Annotated in this window: 22 protein-coding genes; 13 read left to right on the top strand and 9 right to left on the bottom strand. The window is 67.2% G+C overall.

What is annotated here, in order from left to right; genetic code table 11:
• Positions 1 to 27 precede the first annotated feature (27 nt).
• Together AL3_RS12905 and AL3_RS12910 are read left to right on the top strand one after the other, a co-directional pair.
• On the top strand, positions 28 to 750 hold the full coding sequence (locus tag AL3_RS12905; RefSeq protein WP_066301597.1) for a hypothetical protein: 723 nt from the start codon (positions 28 to 30) through the stop codon (positions 748 to 750).
• Complete coding sequence (locus AL3_RS12910; RefSeq protein WP_066301600.1) at positions 747 to 1457, top strand: DUF4166 domain-containing protein; 711 nt, start codon at positions 747 to 749, stop codon at positions 1455 to 1457. The genes AL3_RS12905 and AL3_RS12910 overlap by 4 nt, the downstream gene beginning before the upstream one ends.
• On the opposite strand, the gene AL3_RS12915 is transcribed toward AL3_RS12910, so the two are convergent.
• Complete coding sequence (locus AL3_RS12915) at positions 1426 to 2412, bottom strand: sugar-binding transcriptional regulator (protein WP_066301602.1); 987 nt, start codon at positions 2410 to 2412, stop codon at positions 1426 to 1428. The genes AL3_RS12910 and AL3_RS12915 overlap by 32 nt on opposite strands.
• Before the next feature lie 119 nt (positions 2413 to 2531).
• On the opposite strand from AL3_RS12915, the gene AL3_RS12920 reads away from it, so the two are divergent.
• Positions 2532 to 4268 carry a glycerol-3-phosphate dehydrogenase/oxidase gene (locus AL3_RS12920; RefSeq protein ID WP_066301611.1) on the top strand — a complete coding sequence of 579 codons (1737 nt, stop codon included), beginning with the start codon at positions 2532 to 2534 and terminating at the stop codon, positions 4266 to 4268.
• A gap of 4 nt (positions 4269 to 4272) precedes the next feature.
• On the opposite strand, the gene AL3_RS12925 is transcribed toward AL3_RS12920, so the two are convergent.
• On the bottom strand, positions 4273 to 5931 hold the full coding sequence (locus AL3_RS12925) for a thiamine pyrophosphate-binding protein (protein ID WP_066301984.1): 1659 nt from the start codon (positions 5929 to 5931) through the stop codon (positions 4273 to 4275).
• A 192-nt stretch (positions 5932 to 6123) separates the two neighbouring features.
• Between AL3_RS12925 and AL3_RS12930 the strand changes: the two genes are divergently transcribed.
• Positions 6124 to 6927: a cyclase family protein gene (locus AL3_RS12930; RefSeq protein WP_066301616.1), complete on the top strand. Its 804-nt coding sequence runs from the start codon at positions 6124 to 6126 to the stop codon at positions 6925 to 6927.
• Positions 6928 to 6952: 25 nt separating this feature from the next.
• On the opposite strand, the gene AL3_RS12935 is transcribed toward AL3_RS12930, so the two are convergent.
• On the bottom strand, positions 6953 to 7585 hold the full coding sequence (locus tag AL3_RS12935) for an FMN reductase (protein ID WP_066301622.1): 633 nt from the start codon (positions 7583 to 7585) through the stop codon (positions 6953 to 6955).
• A 96-nt stretch (positions 7586 to 7681) separates the two neighbouring features.
• Here AL3_RS12935 and AL3_RS12940 point away from each other — a divergent pair, with 96 nt between their 5' ends.
• A complete protein-coding gene (locus tag AL3_RS12940; RefSeq protein WP_066301624.1) occupies positions 7682 to 8287 on the top strand; it encodes a GNAT family N-acetyltransferase in 606 nt (201 codons plus the stop codon).
• On the opposite strand, the gene AL3_RS12945 is transcribed toward AL3_RS12940, so the two are convergent.
• Both AL3_RS12945 and AL3_RS12950 read right to left on the bottom strand, forming a co-directional pair.
• Positions 8284 to 8922 carry a class F sortase gene (locus AL3_RS12945; protein ID WP_066301986.1) on the bottom strand — a complete coding sequence of 213 codons (639 nt, stop codon included), beginning with the start codon at positions 8920 to 8922 and terminating at the stop codon, positions 8284 to 8286. The two genes, AL3_RS12940 and AL3_RS12945, sit on opposite strands and share 4 nt — an antisense overlap.
• Positions 8923 to 8965: 43 nt before the next feature.
• Positions 8966 to 9748, bottom strand: a complete 783-nt coding sequence (locus AL3_RS12950; protein ID WP_246168684.1) for a hypothetical protein — start codon at positions 9746 to 9748, stop codon at positions 8966 to 8968.
• Between the two features lie 241 nt (positions 9749 to 9989).
• Between AL3_RS12950 and AL3_RS12955 the strand changes: the two genes are divergently transcribed.
• From AL3_RS12955 to AL3_RS12965, 3 genes are all read left to right on the top strand, one after another.
• Entirely contained in the window at positions 9990 to 10592 is a 603-nt protein-coding gene (locus AL3_RS12955; RefSeq protein ID WP_083521721.1) for a sigma-70 family RNA polymerase sigma factor, read from the top strand.
• A complete protein-coding gene (locus tag AL3_RS12960; protein WP_066301626.1) occupies positions 10589 to 11368 on the top strand; it encodes an anti-sigma factor in 780 nt (259 codons plus the stop codon). Before AL3_RS12955 ends, AL3_RS12960 begins: the two co-directional genes overlap by 4 nt.
• A 218-nt stretch (positions 11369 to 11586) precedes the next feature.
• On the top strand, positions 11587 to 12132 hold the full coding sequence (locus AL3_RS12965) for a hypothetical protein (protein ID WP_066301628.1): 546 nt from the start codon (positions 11587 to 11589) through the stop codon (positions 12130 to 12132).
• A 62-nt stretch (positions 12133 to 12194) separates the two neighbouring features.
• On the opposite strand, the gene AL3_RS12970 is transcribed toward AL3_RS12965, so the two are convergent.
• On the bottom strand, positions 12195 to 13862 hold the full coding sequence (locus AL3_RS12970; protein ID WP_066301631.1) for an FAD-binding dehydrogenase: 1668 nt from the start codon (positions 13860 to 13862) through the stop codon (positions 12195 to 12197).
• A gap of 185 nt (positions 13863 to 14047) precedes the next feature.
• On the opposite strand from AL3_RS12970, the gene AL3_RS18985 reads away from it, so the two are divergent.
• Positions 14048 to 14179: a hypothetical protein gene (locus AL3_RS18985; protein ID WP_255220899.1), complete on the top strand. Its 132-nt coding sequence runs from the start codon at positions 14048 to 14050 to the stop codon at positions 14177 to 14179.
• Positions 14180 to 14255: 76 nt separating this feature from the next.
• Here AL3_RS18985 and AL3_RS12975 read toward each other — a convergent pair whose 3' ends face one another.
• The gene (locus tag AL3_RS12975) at positions 14256 to 14492 is read right to left on the bottom strand and encodes a YegP family protein (protein WP_066301638.1); all 237 of its coding nucleotides are present in this window, start codon (positions 14490 to 14492) and stop codon (positions 14256 to 14258) included.
• A 121-nt stretch (positions 14493 to 14613) separates the two neighbouring features.
• Positions 14614 to 15594: an asparaginase gene (locus tag AL3_RS12980; RefSeq protein ID WP_066301640.1), complete on the bottom strand. Its 981-nt coding sequence runs from the start codon at positions 15592 to 15594 to the stop codon at positions 14614 to 14616.
• 126 nt (positions 15595 to 15720) lie between these two features.
• Here AL3_RS12980 and AL3_RS12985 point away from each other — a divergent pair, with 126 nt between their 5' ends.
• From AL3_RS12985 to AL3_RS12995, 3 genes are read left to right on the top strand one after another with little or no spacing between them, the layout of a single operon-like run.
• Positions 15721 to 16215, top strand: a complete 495-nt coding sequence (locus AL3_RS12985; RefSeq protein ID WP_066301642.1) for a very short patch repair endonuclease — start codon at positions 15721 to 15723, stop codon at positions 16213 to 16215.
• A complete protein-coding gene (locus AL3_RS12990; protein ID WP_066301644.1) occupies positions 16212 to 16886 on the top strand; it encodes an HAD family hydrolase in 675 nt (224 codons plus the stop codon). Before AL3_RS12985 ends, AL3_RS12990 begins: the two co-directional genes overlap by 4 nt.
• 25 nt (positions 16887 to 16911) lie before the next feature.
• Entirely contained in the window at positions 16912 to 17094 is a 183-nt protein-coding gene (locus tag AL3_RS12995; protein ID WP_066301649.1) for a hypothetical protein, read from the top strand.
• Positions 17095 to 17115: 21 nt separating this feature from the next.
• On the opposite strand, the gene AL3_RS13000 is transcribed toward AL3_RS12995, so the two are convergent.
• Positions 17116 to 19542 carry a Tex family protein gene (locus AL3_RS13000; RefSeq protein ID WP_066301996.1) on the bottom strand — a complete coding sequence of 809 codons (2427 nt, stop codon included), beginning with the start codon at positions 19540 to 19542 and terminating at the stop codon, positions 17116 to 17118.
• A 256-nt stretch (positions 19543 to 19798) separates the two neighbouring features.
• On the opposite strand from AL3_RS13000, the gene AL3_RS13005 reads away from it, so the two are divergent.
• Positions 19799 to 21475, top strand: coding sequence for a thiamine pyrophosphate-dependent enzyme (locus AL3_RS13005; protein ID WP_066301651.1), 1677 nt, complete (start codon positions 19799 to 19801; stop codon positions 21473 to 21475).
• Positions 21476 to 21494 lie beyond the last annotated feature (19 nt).

The following is a 21494-nucleotide window of genomic DNA, read 5'->3' on the forward strand; positions in this document are numbered from 1 at the left end:
CAGCCCGGCCCCGGTAGGCTCCCCCCTATGGGGAAGCAGATCTACGTGGAGATACCTGTCCGAGCACCGCTGGATACCGTCTGGACGCTGACGCAGCAGGTCGATCTCCACTCCCGGTGGGACCTTCGGTTCAGTTCCATCGTTCCCGTCGCGGACGGACCGCCGCAGGAGTTCCGCTACGAATTCCGGCTTCCGTTCCGCACCATTCACGGGACCGGTGTTTCCCTCGGCGGCCGGACCGGGGCAGGCGGCGCCGCCACCTCGGTCCTGAAGTTCAGTACCAAGGATCCGCTGTCCCCGATTGGTCCGGGCGCCGGCTACTGGCGTTACCTTTCCGGCGCCGACGGCGGCACCCGGTTCATCACGGGCTATGACTTTGCGCCGGGCTGGGGCCGGCTGGGCAGCTGGCTGGATAAGCCGTTCATCCGCCCGGGGCTGGGCTGGGCCACGGCGTGGAGCTTCGACCGGCTGCGGCTGTGGGCCGAAGAGGGGCTGGATCCGCGGCGCACCCGGAACCGCTGGCTGCTCGACGGCGGTCTCCGCCTGGGCGCGGTGGCCGCGGGCATCACGCTGGTGTTTCGGAAGCCGGCGCCGGCAACCGTTCTGGCCGCCCTGACCGCTGCCGCCGCTGCGGGCCTGGCTCCCCGGCATCGGAGTATTCCGCGGGCAGCCCGCTGCCTGCGCAGGCCACCCGAGCGAAGCGCTGGCCAGGCGCCGTCGGCTCTTGCATCCTTGGCGGAACCGGCATGATTCCGGACGGCGGGTCCACTGCGGCCCGGTCCATGTTCGCCCGGGCCCTGGGAGCCGACTTCGACCGGCTGCACCCGATGCTGCAGCGGCGCTTCGGTGTGGATCCGGCGGCCGGGTACGCCTGCGTGGGCAGCGGTGTGTTCGCTGAGGTGCGGCGCGGTGCCTGGTGGACGGTGCCGTTCCTGAAGTTTGGTGCGTACCGGAACATCCTCTTCCCCGAACGCGGCACCAATGTCCCGTTCACCATCGAGAACTATCCCTACACAGACGGGTTCGGGCGGCCCACCGTCACCTTTACCCGCACCCTGGAGGTGCGCCCGGGCAAACCGCGCCGTTTCGACGCGACCATGGTCTTCAGCGAAACCCGCGGCACCGTGGTGGATTACCTCGGCAGCCACCAGCACCTGGCCACCGACCTGCAGCTTGCTGTCCGGGAGGATGGCTCACTGCATCTGCGCTCCACCGCGCTGCGCTTCTACGAGGGGCCGGTCCAGTTCACCGTTCCCCGGTTCCTCACCGGTTCGGCGGACCTCTACGAAGCCTACGACGACGAGCGGCAGGTCTACACGATCCAGCTGCAGGTGCGGAACCCCCTGTTTGGTTTCCTCTTCGGCTACCGCGGCGAGTTCACCTGCAGCTTCGCGCCCGTCACCGGCGCGGAGGTACCGGCCGGGCTCAAGCCCCTGCGGGAGGAGCTGCGGGACTAATGCCCCGGGACAGGTGACGCGTCAGCGTGCGGGCCGTGCCGTCGTCGAGCACCAGGTCCGTGATCACGCCGGCCCGCAGCGCTGCGAGCAGTCCCGGCACCTTGTGATCGCCCGAGACTACGCAGAGCCGGCGGGGAATTTGCCGCAGCTCCTGCGGGGTGGGCCCGGACGCCCGGCGGTTCAGGCCGATGTCCGCATAGCTGCCGTCCTCGCGCAGGAACACCGTACACACATCGCCCACCACCCGATGCGTGGCGAACTCGCGGAACGCGTCCTCCGTGAGGTAGCCGCCGCTGTACACCTCCGAGGGCGAGGGCCCTTGGAATGCGCCCACGCTGAACACCGCCAGATCCGCCTCGGCCCGCACCGCCAGCACCCGCCGCACCGTGGATTCCTGCCACATCAGCTCCCTCGTCCGTTCGTCGTCGAAGAAGGCAGGGGCAGGAAACTGGATCAGCGCGGCGTCAAAGGAGGCCGCCATCCGCGTCAACAGTCCGGGAGAGGCCGTCAGCTGCGCCGACCGGGCGCTCACCGCGCCGTTCATCTGTACTACGGTCGCGTCCCGGGTGAGCTTCGGCTGGAGCGCAGCCGCGACTGCCGACGTGGTTGTGCCCCAGGCGACAGCCATAGTCATCCCGTCGGTGAACCAGTCATGGATCAGCACCGCTGCGTGCCGGGCGGCGGCCTTCAGCCGTTTCGCGTTGGACGCCGTAGCCGGTGCTGCAGCCAGATAGGTGGTCACCCCGAAGGACTTCCGCAGGGTCCGCACCAGCTCGTTGCGCGTGTCAACCGGCGCCGAGAGGGTGATCCGGACAATGCCCCGCTCCCGCGCTGCCTGCAGCATCCGCGAGACGGTGGAGCGGGAGACATTGAACTGTTCCGCGACCGTCTCCATCGTCGCGCCCTGGATGTAGTAAAGCTCTGCTGCCCGGTACAGATCAGCATCTTCGTGCATGGCATCTCCCTCGGCTGTGCACGTCCGTTCATCTACGTTGATCGTACTCCCAGCTGGGGCCTAAGGTTCGACGAAGACTCCGGACCTACAGGTCCGGCCCGAAAGCGAAAGGCCTCCACATGTCAACTCGCCTGCCCTCCACAGGTAACCGCGACGCCGTCCTGGACGGGCTCGCTGATGGCCCCGAACTCGATGTCCTTGTAGTCGGAGGCGGGGTGACCGGTGCCGGCATCGCCCTGGACGCCGTCTCCCGCGGCCTGCGCACCGCCATCGTCGAAGCCCAGGACTGGGCCGGCGGCACCTCCCAGTGGTCTTCCAAGCTGGTCCACGGCGGACTGCGCTACCTGCAGCAGCTGGACTTCAAGCTGGTAGCGGAGGCGCTGCGCGAGCGTGAGCTGCTGCTCGATTCGCTGGCCCCGCACCTGGTCAAGCCTGTGCCTTTCCTATACCCCATCACCCACCGCGGCTGGGAGCGCCCCTACGTCGCCGCCGGCATCGGCCTTTACGACACCCTGGCGCACGTCGGCGCCAAGCACGCCACCATGCCTATCCAGCGTCACCTTGGTATGAAGGGTGTCAAAGAGGCCTTTCCCGATATCAAGGAAGGCACTATGGTCGGCGCCATCAAGTACTGGGACGGCAAGGTCGACGACGCCCGTCTGGTCCTGACCCTGGTACGCACCGCCGCACGTCTGGGCGCCACGGCCATCACCCGCGCCAAGGCGGTCTCCTTCCCGCAGGATGCCTCCGGCCGGGTGTCCGGCGCCGTCGTCCGTGACCTGGAGACCGGCCGCGACCGCACCATCCGCGCCAAGACTGTGATCACCGCCACCGGCGTCTGGACCGAAAAAACCCAGGACCTGGCCGGCGCCGACGGCGGCCTGAAGGTACTTGCGTCCAAGGGCATTCACATCATTGTGCCGCGCGAGCGGATCTCCGGTGAATCAGGGCTGATCCTGCAGACCGAAAAGTCCGTGCTGTTTGTGATTCCCTGGGAGCGCTACTGGATTATCGGCACCACCGACACTCCGTATCACCAGGAACTGTCGACGCCGGTGGCCACGAGCGCGGACATCGACTACGTCATCGAGCACGCCAATGTGGTGCTGGACAAGCCGTTGACCCGCGACGACGTGATTGGCACGTACGCCGGCCTGCGCCCGCTGCTGCAGCCGGGCACTAAGGGTGACGAACAGTCCACCAAGATCTCCCGCGAGCACACCGTCACCGAAGTCCTGCCGGGCCTGATCGCGATCGCCGGCGGCAAGCTCACCACCTACCGGGTCATGGCCGAGGACGCCGTGGACCTGGCCCTGGGCGAACGCGCCAAGGAACTTCCCTCGGTCACGGCCAAGACCCCGCTGCTCGGTGCCGACGGCTATCTGCCGCTGACCCGCCAGGCCGCCTCACTGGGTGCGAAGCACGGCTGGACCGAACAGCAGGTGGTTCGGATGCTGGACCGCTACGGCTCGGCCATCTCCGAGATCACCGAACTCGTGGACGAGCGGCCCGAGCTGGCCACCCCGCTGCAGGGCGCCCCGGCCTATCTGCGTGCGGAGATCGTGCATGGCTGCACCCATGAGGGCGCCCTGCATCTGGAAGATCTGTTCGACGTGCGTACCCGCCTCACCTGGGAGGCCCCGAACCACGGCCTGGACGCCGTCGAGGAGATTGCCGATCTGGCCGCCGAAGCGCTGGGCTGGGACCAGGCCCGCCGTGACGCCGAGGTGCGGGCGTACCGCGCCCGCTGCGAGGCCCAGGATGCCGCCGCTGCAATCGCGGACGAACCCACCGCTGCAGCCGTGCGCTCCGAGGTGCCGGACGTTGTCGAGGCCGTGGTGCGCACCGTGGGCTGAACGGCTAATGGCCCTTAAAGGCCTCCGCCAGCCACCAGGCACCGCCGTCGGACGCAATCTTCGCGTCGATCACCAGCGGCGCGTCCCGGGGGCCGGCCAGCCACGCCTCGACCGCAGTCAGATCCTCCCGGCTGCGGACCGTAACTCCGGAGGCACCGTAGCCGCGGGCGATCGCCGCAATGTCGGTATCCGGGAAAGTCACCGTGCCCAGGTCCGCCGGCGCCTCCCCCGTACCGAAATGGTGCACCTCGGCGCCGTACGCGGCGTCGTTGTAAACAATGGCGACCAACGGCAGGCGCAGCCGGACGGCGGTTTCCAGTTCGGCTATTCCCATCAGAAAGCCGCCGTCGCCGGTGCCCAGCACGGGCAGGCGGTCGGGGCGCGCCAGGGCCGCCCCGACCGCCGTAGCCAGCCCCAGCCCCACGGACTGGAACGCCTGGGTGAAACAGAAGCCAAACTCATCCGGCACCTCAAGATGAGTGGAGGGGTAACCCATGAAGTTACCGGAGTCCACCGACACCAGCCGCTCCGCCGGGAGCAGGGCATCGAGGTCCAGGCTCAGCACCCGCGGATCAATTTGTGTGGCGGTGGAGAGATCCTGAACGGGGACGTCGCGCCAGCGTGAACCGGCCGCGATCCGCGCCGCCGTGGCGCGCGTCCGGTACTTCTCCGCGGCTTCCGGCACGGTGGCCTGCAGTTCGGCCAGGACGTCTTCGGCCGTTGCAGCGCAGTCTCCGGTGACGCCCAGGTGGACTTCCCGGTTGGCGCCCAGCGCGGCGCCGTCGATATCCACCTGGAGGACGGCGGCTTCCGGATTGATCAGGGACCCGTGCCGCATGGTCCACATGTTCAGGGTGCAGCCCCAGCCAACAATCAGGTCGGCGCCGCTGATCAGCGCGGCGGTTTCCGGCGTCGAGAATCCTCCGGCGATGCCCAGGTTAAACTCCTCGCCGTTGAAGAGTCCGTTGGCGACGGCGGAGGTGGCCAGCAGCGCTCCGGACTGGGCGGCGAGCGCCGCGATTTCGGCTCCTGCCTGCCGCGCGCCCCGGCCGGCGACGAAGACCGGGCGCTGTGCGTGGGCCAGCAGGTCGGCCATCCCGCGGACCAGGATGGAATCCGGGCGGATACGTCCCGCCGGGGCCACCGGCGGGATAAACTCCGGCACGCCCTCCGGGGCAGGCTGGGCCTGCACATCGAGCGGCAGGCTGAGGACAACGGTGCGGCGTTCGTTGAGCGCCGTACGGAAGGCGCGGACGGTGTCCGCCAGCGCGCTTTGCGCCGAGTGCACCCGCTCCGGGACGGCACCGAGACTGCGGGCGAAGGCATCCTGGTCGATCCGGAAATTGGAGCGGACGGCAGCGCCGGCCGTGTCCGCGGTCAGCACGATCATCGGGGTACGGGACTTCGCGGCTTCGCCGATGCCGGTCGCAGCGTTGCTGAGTCCGCAGCCCTGGTGGGTGGTGAGCACACTGACCTGCCCCGACATACGGGAATAGGCGTCCGCCATCGTGGCGGCTCCACCCTCATGCCGGGCCGCTGTAAACGGCACACCGTGGTCCCGCAGGGCATTCGTGACATGGAAGTTCCCGCTGCCCACCACGCCGAAGGTATGTCCTACCCCCAGCTGTGCCAAAGTGCGGCCCACCAGCGCGGCGATATCCATGGTCTCCATCCGGTGCGGCTCCTGCCCTGGTTCTTCATTGCTGTTCCAGCAAGAACTCTAGGACCCCGCGGGCAGGACCCTCCAACGGGCCGCCGTCATAACCCGCTCGTGTGACTTCGCTTTACCTTCCCCGCAGCGCCCGAACGGTATCCTCAGGCAAACGATCCTCCACCCTGGACAGGACCAGCACCCATGAGTCTCCACAGCACCGAACCCGGTGTCCTCCCGGCCCTGCTCGCCGCGCTCGACGGCGGGTCACTGGAAATCATCGACCTCACCGCACCGCTGAGCGCCGGGATTCCCACCCTGAAGCTCCCGGCCCCGTTCGTGAACCTGATCGACTTTCAGCTGGAAGAGGTCAGCGCGTTCAACGAGCCCGGACCATTCTGGAAACACAACAACATCCACACCGGTGAGCACATCGGCACGCACGTGGATGCGCCGTCGCACTGGGTCACCGGCCGCGACGGGGACGACGTCTCACAGATCCCGGTCCAGCGGCTGGTGGGTCCCGCCGTCGTCCTGGACTTCAGCGCCGAAGCGGCAGCAGATCCGGATTTCCTGGTCGAGGTGGAGCACATCCAGGCCTGGGAGGCCCAGCACGGGGCGCTGCCGGACGGCGGCTGGATGCTGCTGCGCACGGGCTGGGACAAGTTCTTCGATGACCCGGACGCGTTCCTTAATACTGACGACGCCGGCTCCCACACCCCGGGGCTTTCCGCAGCCTGCGCGAAGTGGCTGGCGGAGGAAACTCCGATCGCCGGACTCGGTGTGGAAACGGTGGGAATCGACGCCGGAAACGCCGGTGCGTTCGATCCCCCGTTCCCGGTGCACTATTACCTGCTGGGCAACAACAAGTACGGGGTGACGCTCCTCCAGAACCTGGTGCAGCTGCCTCCGACAGGCGCCCTGATTCTCGTGTCGCCGCTGAAAATCGTGGGCGGGACGGCCAGCCCGGCGCGCGTGCTTGCGCTGGTGGAACGCTCCGGCGCCTAGCGGAACCCTCTCCCGGCCAGTTCGCCTACGCCGGGCGCGCCTGGATCTGGGCGAGCAGCTGCTCGAAGGGCAGCGATTCGTTCGGGTCCTGCCGGGGCGCCGGTGCAGGTGCGTCGCCGAGCAGCGCGACGAGCTCGGAGCCGGCACGCCGGACCCGGCTGTCCAGGCTGCCCGACCCATCGGTTCCGGCTCCCCAGTCTTCCGGCGCGGCGAAGACGGCGGTGGGTGTGATGCGCGCGCGCAGGTAGCTGAACATTGGCCGCAGGGCGAAGTCCAGGACCATGGAATGCCGGGCACTGCCGCCAGTGGCACCCACCATCACGGGCTTGCCGTCCAGGGCGTCCTTGTCGATCACGTCAAAGAAGGACTTAAAGAGGCCGCTCATCGACGCGGTAAACACCGGAGTCACCGCGATCAGCGCATCGGCATCGATGACCTCATTGATGAGCGCTTCCAGGTTGGGCGGGGCGAAACCGGACACCATGGCGTTGGCTATCTCGACGGCATACTCGCGCAGCTCATAGGTGGTCACGAAAGCCTGGTGCCCCGAATCCTGCAGGCTCTGCCGGGCTGCGGCGCTCAGCTGGTCAGCCAGCATGCGGCTTGAGGAAGGCGTACCCAATCCGGCTGAGAGAGCTACGATCCTGCGTTCGGCCATGACGGCCCCTTTCCTAGATTCCAAACTGTAGATGTCATTGCATCTACTTGGGGAACCCTGCGGGGCAGCCGGTTATTCCCGCCCTAGGATGGGCCTATGACCGCTTGCCGCCAGGATTACTCCACCCCCGTCCCCTTGCAGGGCAGCACAGTCCGGCTGGAACCGCTGAGCCGTGAACATGTGCCGGAACTCATCGATGCCGTGAAGGACGGAGAGTTGTGGAACCTTTGGTATACCCGCATCCCCAGGCCCGAGGGCATGGCGGCGGAGGTGGATTCCCGGCTCGCCCAGCAGGCGGCCGGGAGCATGGCACCCTGGGCGATCCGCCGGCTGGACACCGGGTTGGTGTGCGGCATGACCACCTACATGAACATCAAGGCCGAACACCGGCGGGTGGAAATCGGCTCCACCTGGCTGGCGGCGGGCGCCCAGCGGACCGCGGTGAACGCCGAAGCCAAATATCTGCTGCTGACCCGCGCGTTCGAGGATCTGGACTGCATTGCCGTGGAGTTCCGCACGCATTGGCATAACCACGCCTCACGGGCGGCCATTGCCCGGCTGGGTGCCAAGCAGGACGGGGTGCTGCGCAGCAACGAACTGTGGGTTGACGGTTCCCGCCGCGACGTCGTCGTTTTCTCGATCCTGGAGGGCGAATGGTCCTCGGTCCGCCTGGGCCTGCGGCACCGCCTGGACCTTTCCTAGCCCTGCAGTGTAGCGAAAACGACGTAGTTGTCATCGAAGTTGCCCGTCGCCGGATCATACCCGTCGCAGGTGATGAGCCGCAGTTCTGCCGCGTCGGTGTTGCCGTAGACCTCGAGGGTGGGGAAGGAATCCTTTCCGTATTGTTCCCCGCGGTCAACAACGAACCTCCCGCTCGACCCGTCTTCCCGGGCAATCTCGATCAGATCCCCCGGCTTCAGGGACCTCAGGTCCGCGAAGACACCCGGCCCGCCGTCGGTGGCGTTGACATGCCCCAGCAGGACAGCCGGTCCCAGCTGTCCAGGGGCCGGAGAGCCGGTGTACCAGCCCGCTGGAGCCCCGGGCCCGTCCGGCGGGACCTCCAGGGTTCCGTCCCCCCGGAGCCCGAGGCGCAGCAACTCGCTGCTGGTCCCGGTTGCCGGAATGGCCAGGGACACCGGTGCCGACACCGGGGGGACTTCCCCGGTCCCGGTGGCAGCGGGAGCGGGCAGCTGCGGGGCAGCCTGGCTCGAAACTGCCGAAGGCGGCGGGGTGCTGCCGGCGCCGTCGCCGGAGCCGGCGCACCCACCGAGCAGCAGGAGGAGAGCCGCCGCGCAGGTGATCAGACCTGCGCGGCGGCCGTGCTGGGATGCCGTCATGGGAATCTGGGCCACAGATCAGACGAAATCAGCCAGTAACGCATCAGCCGCGGGCACGGCGGCGCGCCATCATCAGGCCGGCGAGGGCCAGACCGCCAACCCCCAGGCCTGCAGCGGCCACAGTGCTGCCGGTGGCAGCAGTGCTTCCGGTTCCGACCTCTGCCCCAGTGTCGGCCCCGCCGCTGGGCATCGCCCCCATCTGCGAGGTGCTGACCGTGCCGCAGGCAGCCGGCAGGGTGGCTGCCGCCGGCAGCGACGGATCCAGGTCGGACATCTTCGCCGCCGCAGCTTCAGGCATCAGCGTGGGATCCACACCGTGGACCACGATCACCGCTTTACCGCTTTCGAGGGACGCGGCTGTCTCGGGATTCAGCTCGAACGTCCGCTCATAGGAGTAGGCGGAACCGCCAGGGAACCGTTCCACAGCCAATCCGGAATCCGCGCTGGTGTCACCCTCCGTGGTGAGGGAGGTGCCGATGTGCCCGTAAAACGGGTGGCCTTCGGTGGTGTTGACGACGCCGTCGCCATCCGTGTCCGCATCAGGGCCCGGGCAGACTCCCTGGGCAGCGATGTGGATGTGCTGGGCATGGGGGAAGGGCCCATCCATAAACGTCTCGGCCGCACCGGCGACATTCACGGTGACTTTTGCTTCGGTGCCGTGGACCTCGACCATGGCCTGGCCGCTGGTGCCCGAGTTGTTCATGGTATTGAGGGTGGCCTGTCCGGACCAGGAGTCCGGCCCGTGGGCCATCCCCGGCGCTGCAGAGAGTGCCAGGGCACCCAGGGCCAACGTGGGAACGGCGAGCAGTCGCATCTTCGTATTCATAATCGGTTTCCTTCGTTGTGGCGGGTGCACATCGGTGTGTGTACAACCACAGTTCGGAGGCGAACGTCCTGCGGATGGGTGGGCAGCAGAAAAAGATTCCGGGTCACTCCCATCCACAGCACAGCCGGTGGCGAATAGTGACTGTGAGAGCAGCAGGAATATGGCAGAGTTCACAGCACAGCCGCCCGGCCAGTGATCCGGTGCGGGGTGGAAATGCCGAAGGGATAAGCAGTGGGAGCGCATGACTGACCCGGTGACAGGACAGGGGGAACCACACGGTTCACCCTCCGATACGCTGGGGAACGACCTCGCGGATTTGGTCCGGCGCAGTGAACAGGGCGACGAAGCCGCTTTTGCTGCGCTCTACGATGCCACGTCGTCCAAGGTGTACGGATTGGCAGTGCGGGTCACGCGCTCGCCGGAGCTCGCGGCCGAAGTGGTCCAGGAGGTCTACCTGATGGCCTGGGAACAGGCGGCGCGTTTCATCCCCTCACGTGGAACAGTGCTGGGATGGTTATGCACCATGGCACACCGGCGGGCCGTGGACCGGGTCCGCCAAGTTGCGCGTGAACGGGACCGGGAACAGTTGTACGAGAATCGACGGACGGCATCGCCGTCAGACCACACGTGGCAGGAGGTGGAGCAGACAATGGACGTCCAAGAGGTGCGTGCCGGTCTTGGCACACTCACTCCGCTTCAGCGTGAAGCCGTCGCCCTGGCCTATTACAAGGGATGCACCTACCAGGAGGTCGCGCTGCACCTGGAAATTCCGGTGGGGACCGCGAAAGCCCGGATTCGCGACGGGTTGAAGAACCTTAGGTCAGCTTTGGGGGGACAGCCGTGAACAACCAGCAGCAGCACCCCGCAGACACACCGCACGATCTTGCACCCCTGTACGCCGTAGATGCGCTGGAACCAGCAGAACGGGCAGAGTTCGAGCAGCATCTCGCCGACTGTCCCGCGTGCCAGGCAGAAACCGCCGGTTACCAGGACGCTGTTACGCAGCTGGCTGCCGAAACGGCCCAAGACCCGCCCCCGGCCTTGCGCGCTTCAGTGCTCGCTGCCGTTCACGGAACCCGGCAGGAGCCGCCATCCAACCAAGAAGAGGAGACCGGCCGGACTGGTTCCGGGACTGTTGCCTCGCTGGCAGACCGGCGGCAACGACGGCGGCGCCTGCTGTCCGTCGCAGCTGCGGCTGTCCTCGTCCCCGTGATCGCCCTGACCGGATGGAATCTGGGTGTGCAATCGGAACAGCGGGCGCAGGAGCAATCCGCTGCCCAGGAACAGAGCCGGGAGAACCGGCTGTTGTCTGCCGCCGATGTCAGCGTCCGGCCCATCGATGTCAGCGGTCAGCCCGCCGCACTGGTCCTTTCCGAAGAGCAGGACGCCGCCCTGTTCATCGCCGGCAGCCTGCCGGCCCCCGGGGAGGGCCGCGAATACCAGCTGTGGCTGCTCGAGGATGGCACCCCGATCCCGGACGTGCACTTTTCCGGTGGAGAAGTCCGCGTCTGGCTGGAAGGGGACCTGGACCGGGCCGGGGCAGTAGCCCTGACGGTGGAGCCGGCCGGCGGATCCACGACCCCCACCTTCCCGGTGGTGGCTGCCACCGAGTTGAACTGACCGGGCTGGAGAGCTGACCTGCCCTTCGGACGCTGGCATAGTCCGTACGAGGCAGGCGGATGGTCGAAAGGTGCCCGGCCGGCGCAAAAAAGACCGGAATATCCGCCTTGCAGGGGAGGTCAAAGTGACCATAGTTCACTAAGCTGGCTTTCGTCATGCGTCGGCGGCCCCTGCAACCGCCGGCACGTACCCGCATCGCAGACACTCTGAGGGGAACCATGTCCGAGCAAGTGCCTCCGGCAAATAACTACAGCTACAACGCCTACTCGAGCAACCAGGCTCCGGCTGCACCGCCGGCTCCGGTCCGGCCCCAGCAGGTGGATCTGGGTTTCTGGCTGCTGATCGCAGCCGCCGTCCTGAGCGTCATCAGCATCCCGGTCGGCATGGCCTGGCTGAACTCCACCGGCTACCAGGAATCGATGACTGCTGCCGGCATCTCCGCGGACCAGCTGGACGCCCTGATTGCCGCCACCGTGGTAACTACCCTGTTCTTCGCCGTCATCAGTGTGGCCATCTCGGTGCTCGTGGCCCTGTTTATCCGTAAGGGCCACAACTGGGCCCGGATTGTGGCGACAGTGTTCGCTGCCTTGTCCCTGTTCAACCTCACCGGTCTGGCTGCCGGTGGATTGATGGCTCTCACCACCGGTCTTGGTGTTCTGCTCCCCGTGACGGCAGTTGTCCTGCTGTGGCTGAAGCCGTCCACGGACTACTTCAAAGCCGCCAAGGCCTACCGCCAGTACAAGAACTTCAACCCGGGCGCCTAACCTGGACCCACCGGGGCCGGTACCGATTTTCGGTACCGGCCCCGGTGTCGTTTAACCCGGCCTCAGTGTGCGGCCGCCCGGCCGGCGGCGCGGCCACTGAAAAGGCATCCGCCCAGGAACGTGCCTTCCAGCGATCGGTAACCGTGCATCCCGCCGCCTCCGAACCCGGCCGCCTCCCCCGCAGCGAATAGCCCCGGAACCGGGGAACCATCGCTGCTGAGCACCCGGGAGTCCAGATCCGTCTCCAGTCCGCCCAGCGTCTTACGGGTCAGCACGGAAAGCCGGACGGCGATCAGCGGGCCGTCCTTCGGCTCCAGGATCGGCCGCGGAACAGCGGTGCGGATCAGCCGGTCCCCCAGATAGGAGCGGGCACCACGGATAGCCGTGATTTGGGCGTCCTTGGTAAACCGGTTCGCGATCTCCCGGTCCCTGGCCTGCAGCTGCTCCAGCACCGGCGCAGCGGAAATCACTGGCGCGTTACCCTCCGTAGAGGACTTGGCGAGCGAGTTCATGGCTGCCACCAGCTCTTCCACAGTGCCCGCGGTGAGGAAGTCCTCGCCATGATCCAGGAACTTCTGCACCGGTCCGGGCACCCCGGCACTTGCCCGGCCGAGCACGTCCCGGACGGACTTCCCGGTCAGGTCCGGATTCTGTTCAGATCCGGAGAGGGCAAATTCCTTCCGGATAATCGCCTTATTGAGAATGAACCAGCTGTAGTCATATCCGGTGCCCCGCAGGTGCTCCAGCGTCCCGAGCGTATCGAACCCGGGAAACAGCGGGCCGGGCAGCCGGTTGCCGGCAGCGTCCAGCCACAGTGAGGAAGGGCCCGGAAGAATCCGGATCCCGTGATTGGGCCAGACCGGGTCCCAGTTACGGATGCCCTCAACGTAGTGCCACATCCGGTCAGGGTTGATAATCCGTCCGCCGGCGGCCTGCGCCGCTTTCAGGCCGCGGCCGTCCACGTGTCCGGGGACTCCGCTGAGCATCCGTTCCGGCGGGGTGCCCAGTCGCTTCGGCCAGGCAGCGCGGACCAGGCTGTGGTCGCCGCCGATACCTCCGCTGGTGACGACGACGGCGCCGGCCAAGAATTCGAATTCCCCCTCCGCGCCGCGCACGGCTGGGCGGCCGCGCGGCGTCGTCGTCCGTTCCAGGATGGTGCCGCGCACCCCGGTGACCGCTCCGCCGCTGGTCACGAGCGACTCCATCCGGTGGTTGCAGGCCAGGCGCACCAGGCCGCGGTCCATTCCGTCGCGGAGCTTGGCTTCAAACGGTGCGGTGATCCCGGGGCCGGTGCCCCAGGTGATGTGGAACCGCGGGACGGAGTTTCCCGGACCGGTGGCGCCGTAGCCGCCGCGTTCAGCCCATCCAACCACTGGAAAGGAGCGATGCCCCATCTGGTGCAGCCAGGAGCGTTTCTCACCGGCGGCAAAGTTTACGTAGGCTTCCGCCCAGCGGCGTGGCCAGTAGTCTTCCTCCCGGTCAAATCCTGCTGTTCCCAGCCAGTCCTGCCAGGCCAGCTCCACCGAGTCCTTGACCCGGAGGCGGCGCTGTTCGGGTGAATCCACGAAGAACAATCCGCCGAAGGACCACCAGGCCTGGCCGCCCAGGCTCTGTTCGCCTTCCTGTTCCACCAGGATGACGGAGCGCCCGGCGTCGATAAGTTCAGCGGTCGCTGCCAGCCCGGAAAGGCCGGCGCCGACCACAATGACATCTGCGTCAATTGGCTGCATCCGGCACACGCTACCGGCCGCGGCTTGCTCCTGCCTAGACCCTTCCGGGGACGCAAGCTGCTGTCCTGAGCCCCTGTCCACGGGCAGCCGCGCTTCCTAAACTGGGACAACAAGGGCCGTTCCGCGAACGAGCCGGCACCGGCCGGCTGCAACCCAGGCACGGACCAACCCCACGGGAGGTACTCATGAGCAGCACTCCACATGATGAAGACCGCAGCCACAACGAAAGCCCGGCGGAAGGCGACCAGGCCACCCAGCCGGACTCCAGCCGCGAGCATTCCCAGGAGGCCGCCGAGGGCGACGAGGACCAGGCATAGCAAAGGCCTCCTGCTCCCGGTCCCTGCAACGGTTCCGGGAGCAGGAGGCCCTGCTCCTAGGATGCGGGCGTTGGCGCTAGGAAGCCTTGGCCCGGCCGGGATTTCTGCTGGCGTCCGCTACCACGTCGGCGTCCTTGCTGTGGTCCACCACGGGGCCAGTCCCCGCGATTTCGCGCAGTTGCTCGATTCCGGCCGCGGCTGCTGCCTTGGTTGGGAACATGGCCGAAACAGCCATGAGCGCACCGTCGCCGGAAATGAGCTTGATCCGGAATGCGCCGTCGTGGGCGTCAACCAGCTTAAAGTAGCCCGACATCACTTACCTCCTTGTAAGGGGTACCTTCAGTGCCATTAATGGTAAGTCGACTGATGAGTTTTTGGACCCCCTGTGGAGGAACTGTCCGCGAAGATGCGTGATCGATATCCAGGCCCGGGGATTAGCCTGCGCTGCGGGACGTCCCGGAAGTCAGCGCCTGCAGGATCTCGTCCTGAGTGGCGGGCAGCGAGGTCAGCAAGGCTGCCAGCATCCGTGCCTGAGCCGGGCCAAGATCTCCCCCGGGAATGGCCCCGGCACGGACCAGGTCCACTCCGCCGCCGGCACCGTAGACGGGAACCACCGGCCCTGACTGAACCCTGGAGCACAGGATCACCGGGCAGCCGCCGCGCACCGCGTCCTGGACAGCTTCGGCGAAACCCGCACCGGCGTTTCCTGTTCCCGTGCCCGCCAGCACGATGGCGTTGGCCCCGGACCGGACAGCGTAGGTGAACAGGTCCGGCGTCGTCCCCAAGGCACAGTTGATGATCTCCACCTGGGCGTTGTCGAAGTCCTCACCGGGCAGCGGCAGCGCGGCCGGACGGACGGGCATCGCCGTGGCGTGAAGCGTGCCGGCGATGAAGTGGGCCACCGGAACCCCGCCGGAGAACGGGTTGGCGGCCATGGTGTGTGTTTTGCGGGTTCCGCGGGCTGCCAGGACCTGCCCGGCGAAGGAGATCAGGACGCCTGCTCCGCGCAGCTGGTGAGCTGCTGCCGCGGCGACGGCTTCCTCCAGGTTGGCCGGGCCGTCCGCAGCGGCGCTGTCCGCCGTCCGCTGCGCACCGGTGAAAACAACCGGCTTGGGCGACTCATGGACCAGGTCCAGCAGGAAGGCTGTCTCCTCCATGGTGTCAGTGCCGTGCGTGATGACAACGCCGTCCACGCCTTCATCTGCCACGGCTTCCCGGACGGCTTCGGCGATGCCCCGGACATCGGAGAACCGCAGCTGGAAACTGTTGACGTTCGTGAGGTCCCGCACCGAATAGCCGTGCCGTCCGGAGAGCCCTGCCGCAACTTCCTCGGCCCGCTCGGCTGAGGTTGCTCCGTCCTTGCCCGTGCGGGACGCGATGGTCCCACCGGTCGCCATAATCCTGATGTGGGCCATTGAACCCCTGTCCTCTCACCGGCGTCACCACAGCCAACATAAGCCTGCCTGCTGCACCCTGGCTAGGACTTCACGCATTCACGCGGTCCCCGGCAGGCAACCCGTTCCGGGTCCTAGACTGGCGGCATGGCAGATACGGTCACTCCGGAGCAGCGCAGCCGGAACATGTCCCGCATCCGGGCCAAGAACACCAAACCGGAGCTGCTGATCAGACGGATGCTGCACCGGACCGGCTACCGGTTCCGGCTCCACGGGGCTGCCCTCGGCGGGAGCCTCCCCGGCAAACCGGACCTGGTCTTCGCCGGCCGCAGGAAGGTCATTTTTGTCAACGGCTGCTTCTGGCACACGCATTCCTGCCCGGCCGGAACCCGCGCACCGGCTACCAACGCGGAGTTCTGGGCGGCTAAACGCGCACGGACCGTCGCCCGTGATGCCGCTGCGCTGGAAGCACTGACCGCGGCCGGCTGGACGGCCCTGGTGGTCTGGGAATGCGAGCTGCGCGACACCAGCCTGCTTGAAGCCGAGCTGGCCGCGTTCCTCGGCCCACCCGGCACGGCTTCGGCAGCCTCGCTAGACTCAAGGAACCCACAGCACCGAAACAGAGGGGACGGACCTGCATGACTGAGATTCGCGGCGTGCTTTTCGACGTCGACGGCACCCTGGTCGATTCCAACTACCTCCACACCGTGGCCTGGTGGCAGGCATTCCGCCGGCTGGACTATGACATTCCGATGGCACACATCCACCGGGTGATCGGCATGGGCGGGGACAAACTCATCGGCCACCTTGCCGAAGGTATTGACCCTGAGCAGGAAGAAGAGATTGATGCCTCGCACGGGGCGGTTTTCTCCACCTTCTGGCCCGCGCTCCGGGCGTTCGACGGCGCCGCGGACCTGCTGCGCGCGACGTCCGGCCGGGGGCTCGCCGTCGTCCTGGCTTCCTCCGCTTCGGCACCGGACCTCGATGCCCTGCGTACAGCGATCGACGCCGACGACGCCATCACCAAAGCCACCAGTTCCTCCGACGCCGCCGAGAGCAAACCGGCGCCGGACATCCTGCAGGCAGCCCTGGACGCGGCCGGAATGGCGGCCGGGGACGCCGTTTTCGTGGGCGATTCCGTGTGGGACATCAAGTCCGCCGCGAAATTGGGCATCCCCACAGTGGCCCTGACCTGCGGCGGCACCAGTGAAGCGGAACTGCGCGACGCCGGCGCCAAAGAGGTGTTTGCCGGTCCCCGGGACCTGCTGGAGCACTTCGACGACAGCCTGCTGGGCCAACTGGCCGCCCGCTAGCCCCTCCCCCTTCGAAAGGACCGCAATGACCACCGAACCCACGCATAACGCCGAGAACATCCGTGAGGAGCAGGGCACCCATGCAGCCGGAACTGTTCCCGCAGCCTATCTCGGCGGATCCGGGCAGGACGGCCGGCGCCCGGAAGACGCCCTCAACGAACCGGACGCAGCCGACGCAGCCGACGCTAAAGAAGCTGAAGACGACTGACCCCGGCAGGACAAATGACCCCTAGACCAACCCCGCGCGGCGCAGCGCCTCGGCCATCGCTCCATCCGGAGCGGGAGCAGCCGGCACCTTCCGGGCGGCTGCTCCGGCCTTGGCATCCTTCGGCTTAATGCCTTGCCGAGCCCGGCCGGCCTGGCTGTTCCCCTTGGTTTGGGTATTCCGGGCCGGCGGCTTGGGCCCGCGGCGGTCGTTAGCGCCGTTTCCTCTGCCGTGGCCGGAGCCGTTGCCGGAGCCGGCCGCCGGAGCGTCGTCGTCGAGCCGCAGGCTGAGGGAAATCCGGTGCCGCTCCGGGTCTGCCTCCATGACCTTGACCTTGACGACCTGCCCGGACTTCACCACGTCGTGCGGGTCGGAGACGAAGGAGGCGGACATCGCGGAGATGTGGACGAGCCCGTCCTGGTGGACACCGATATCCACGAATGCACCGAAGGCGGCCACGTTGGTGACAACACCGTCGAGCACCATGCCCGGCCGCAGGTCGGCGATCTTTTCGATGCCGTCGGAGAACGTGGCTGTTTTGAAGGCCGGACGCGGATCACGGCCGGGCTTGCGCAGCTCGGACATGATGTCCAGGACCGTCGGCAGCCCGGTGGACTCGTCAACGAACGCGGAGGGATCCAGTCCGGCCAGCTCCGCTCCGGCAGGACTCATCTCCGCCTTCGCCTCGGCCAGGATCCGGCGCGCGATCTTATAGGACTCCGGGTGCACGCTGGAGGCATCCAGGGGCTCAGTTCCGCCGGTGATCCGCAGGAAGCCCGCGCACTGTTCAAAGGCTTTCGAGCCCAGACGGGGAACCTTCATCAGGTCCGCCCGCCGGGCGAAGGGTCCGTTGGCATTGCGGTGCGCCACAATGTTCTCGCTGAGCAGCGGCCCAACGCCGGCCACCCGGCTCAGCAGCGCCGGAGAGGCGGTGTTGACGTCCACGCCGACAGCGTTGACGCAGTCCTCGACCACCGCATCCAGCGACCGGTCCAGCTTCGCCGCCGTGACGTCGTGCTGGTACTGGCCGACACCAATGGACTTGGGATCGATTTTCACGAGTTCGGCGAGTGGGTCCTGCAGCCGCCTGGCGATGGAGACGGCGCCGCGCAGGGAGACGTCTATGCCCGGCAGTTCCGCCGAAGCCAGCGCGGACGCGGAGTACACGGAGGCCCCGGCCTCGGAAACCACCAGTTTCTGCAGGTTCGCCTCCGGCACCAGCCGCATCAGTTCACCCGCCAGTTTGTCGGTTTCCCGGGACGCGGTGCCGTTGCCCACTGCCACCAGGTCCACCCCGTGCTTTTTCACCAGGTTCGCCAGCTGGACCAGGGCGTCATCCCATTTGCGGGCGGGGGCATGCGGATAAACCGTGTCCGTGGCAACCACCTGACCGGTGCCGTCCACCACGGCGACCTTAACCCCGGTCCGCAGGCCCGGGTCCAGCCCCAGGGTGGCACGGTTGCCTGCAGGCGCGGCGAGCAGGACGTCCCGGAGATTGGCCGCGAAGACCCGTACGGCCTCCGCTTCGGCATCCTGGAACAGCCGCACCCGCAGGTCGACGGAGAGCTTCGCCTGGATCCGGCGCCAGGCCAGCTGCACGGTCTGGCGCAGCCACGCGTCCGCGGCACCGCCCTTGGCCGCTACTCCGAGGCGCGCGGCCACCGAATTCTCAAACCGCTGCCGGGCAGCAGCCAGCGCTTCGGCGTCGGCCGGGTCCGCCTCGGCCAGCCCCAGTTCCAGAATGCCTTCCTTCTCCGCGCGCAGCAGGGCCAGCACCCGGTGCGATGGCATCCCCGAGGGCGCCTGGGAATAGTCGAAGTAGTCGGCGTACTTCTGCCCCTCGGTTTCCTTGCCCGGACGGACTGAGGAACGGAACCGTCCCTGCTTCCACAGCTTTTCCCGGGCCTCGGTCAGCAGGTCGGCGTCCTGGCCGGCGCGTTCGACGAGAATGGCGCGGGCGCCGGCGAGCGCTTCCGCGGCATCGGGGACGGCTTCGCCCAGGAACCGGCCGGCTTCGGTCTCCGGGTCCAGGGCGGGGTTGGCCAGCAGGGCCTCGGCCAGCGGTTCCAGCCCGGCTTCCCTGGCGATCTGTGCCTTGGTGCGGCGCTTGGTTTTGTACGGCAGGTAGATGTCCTCAAGCCGCGATTTGGTGTCCGCGGCCTCGACCGCCGCGCGCAGCTGCGCAGTGAGCTTGCCCTGCGCCTCGATGGCTTCAAGGATGGCCCGGCGGCGTTCGGCCAGTTCGCGCAGGTACCGGAGCCGCTCATCGAGTTCACGGAGCTGCGCGTCGTCCAGGGTGCCGGTCACTTCCTTGCGGTAGCGGGCAATAAAGGGAACGGTTGACCCGCTGTCCAGGAGTTCGACGGCGGCCCGCACCTGCCACGGCGCGACGCCGAGTTCGAGGGCGATCTGCGCATGGAGCTGCTCGGCCGTCTCGGTGCGGATGGGCACCTGAGAGGCCGGATCGGGCTGTTGGGATGCTGGCTGCGGGGCGGCGGTGAGACTCACCCGCCCAATTGTTCCTCATCAGCGCCGGATGCGGCCAAACCCGGGAGAAGTCGAATCCAGATTATTGGGAGGTCATTGACACATTGGCTCACGATCTGCGGAACCGGGCCGGCCATGGGGTAGAACATAGGGATGCGCCGACCGGCCGCGCCGCGGTGCCGGGACGGAGTAGACACGTTTCAATGGAGAAAGGTCGAAGATGACTCAGATTGCCCCGGTACCAGCCCCCGCTGCAGCACGGGCGGAGGTGAAGACCGCCGGCCATGTCATTGTCGATTCCCTCATTGCGCACGGTGTGAAGCGCACGTACGTGGTTCCGGGTGAGAGCTTCCTCGACGTCCTGGACGGACTGCATGAAAGCCAGGTCGAAACCGTTGTCTGCCGCCATGAAGGCGGAGCCGCCTACATGGCCGAGGCGGACGGAAAAATGAACCAGCTGCCCGGAATCGCCATGGTCACCCGCGGACCCGGGGCCGCGAACGCACACGTTGGGCTGCACACGGCGTGGCAGGACTCCACTCCCATGGTGCTCTTCGTCGGACTGATCCCCTTCGAGCACCGGGACCGTGAAGCGTTCCAGGAATTCGATATCAAGGCCTGGTTTGATACCGGAGCCAAGCGTGTGATGGTGCTGGACCATCCCGAACGCGCGTCCGAAATCGTGGCCGAAGCGTTCTTCGCCGCCATGAGCGGCCGCCCGGGCCCCGTCGTCGTCGGCCTCCCGGAAGACGTGATCCGGAAGGAAATCAACGCCACGCTGCACCCGCCGATTCCGGTGGCCCCAGGCGGTATGACCGTCACGGACTGGAAGGCGCTGCAGACTGCGCTGAAGGAAGCGGACAAGCCGCTGTTCGTCACCGGCGGCAACGACTGGACCCAGGAGGGCGCGGATAGCCTGACCCGCTGGCTGGAAGAGCACCACCTTCCCGCCGCGGCCGAATGGCGCTGCGAAGGAACCATTTCCTTCGATTCCCCGTCCTACGTGGGCCCGATCGGCTACGGCAGGCCCAAACCGACCTACGACCTGCTGGAGGAAACCGACCTCCTGGTTTTTGTGGGCACCGTTCCCGGTGACGTGATCACCGACGGTTTTGTGGTGCGGCAGGACTGGGACAAGAAGAACTTCCTGGTCACCATCGACCCTTCCATGCGCGGCCGTTCCGGCCCGGTCTCCTACCAGATCGTCGCGAAGCCGGACGTGTTTATCCGGGACCTGGTGCTGATGGACCTGCCGGTCAAGGAAGAGTGGAAGGCCTGGACCTCACGGATGCGGCAGGAACAGGAGAAGTTCGCCGCGCTGCCGCCGGCTGAGCCGGCCAGCGGGCAGGCCCGGATGGACACGCTGATGGCACATCTGGTGCCGACGCTGCCGGAGGACGCCGTGATCACCCTCGGCGCCGGCGAGCATACCAACTGGGCGCACCGCTACTTCCCCACCCGGCGCTACGCATCCATGCTGAGCGCCCGCAACGGGTCCATGGGCTACTCGGTGCCGTCCGCCATCGCCGCCTCACTGGCAGCCCCGGGCCGCCGCGTCGTGACGATCGCCGGTGACGGCGAGTTCCTGATGAACGGACAGGAGCTGGCCACCGCCGCGCAGTATGGCGCCACTCCCCTGGTGATCGTGATGGATAACCAGGAGTACGGCACCATCCGCACTCACCAGGAACGCCACTACCCGGACCGGGTGTCCGGAACGCAGCTGAAGAACCCGGAGTTCGCGCTGATGGCGCAGGCCTTCGGCGGTTTTGGCGTGAAGGTGGAGCACGACGCCGAGGTGCCGGCCGCGCTCGAAGCGGCGCTGAAGGCGATTGATGAGGACAAGACGTTTGCCCTGATCCACCTGGTCGTGGAGCAGCGGGTCAAGGCCTACTAGGCCCTGGCTGATGCTCCGG

The organism is Arthrobacter luteolus NBRC 107841 (assembly GCF_001552075.1).
GTDB lineage: Bacteria > Actinomycetota > Actinomycetes > Actinomycetales > Micrococcaceae > Arthrobacter_B > Arthrobacter_B luteolus.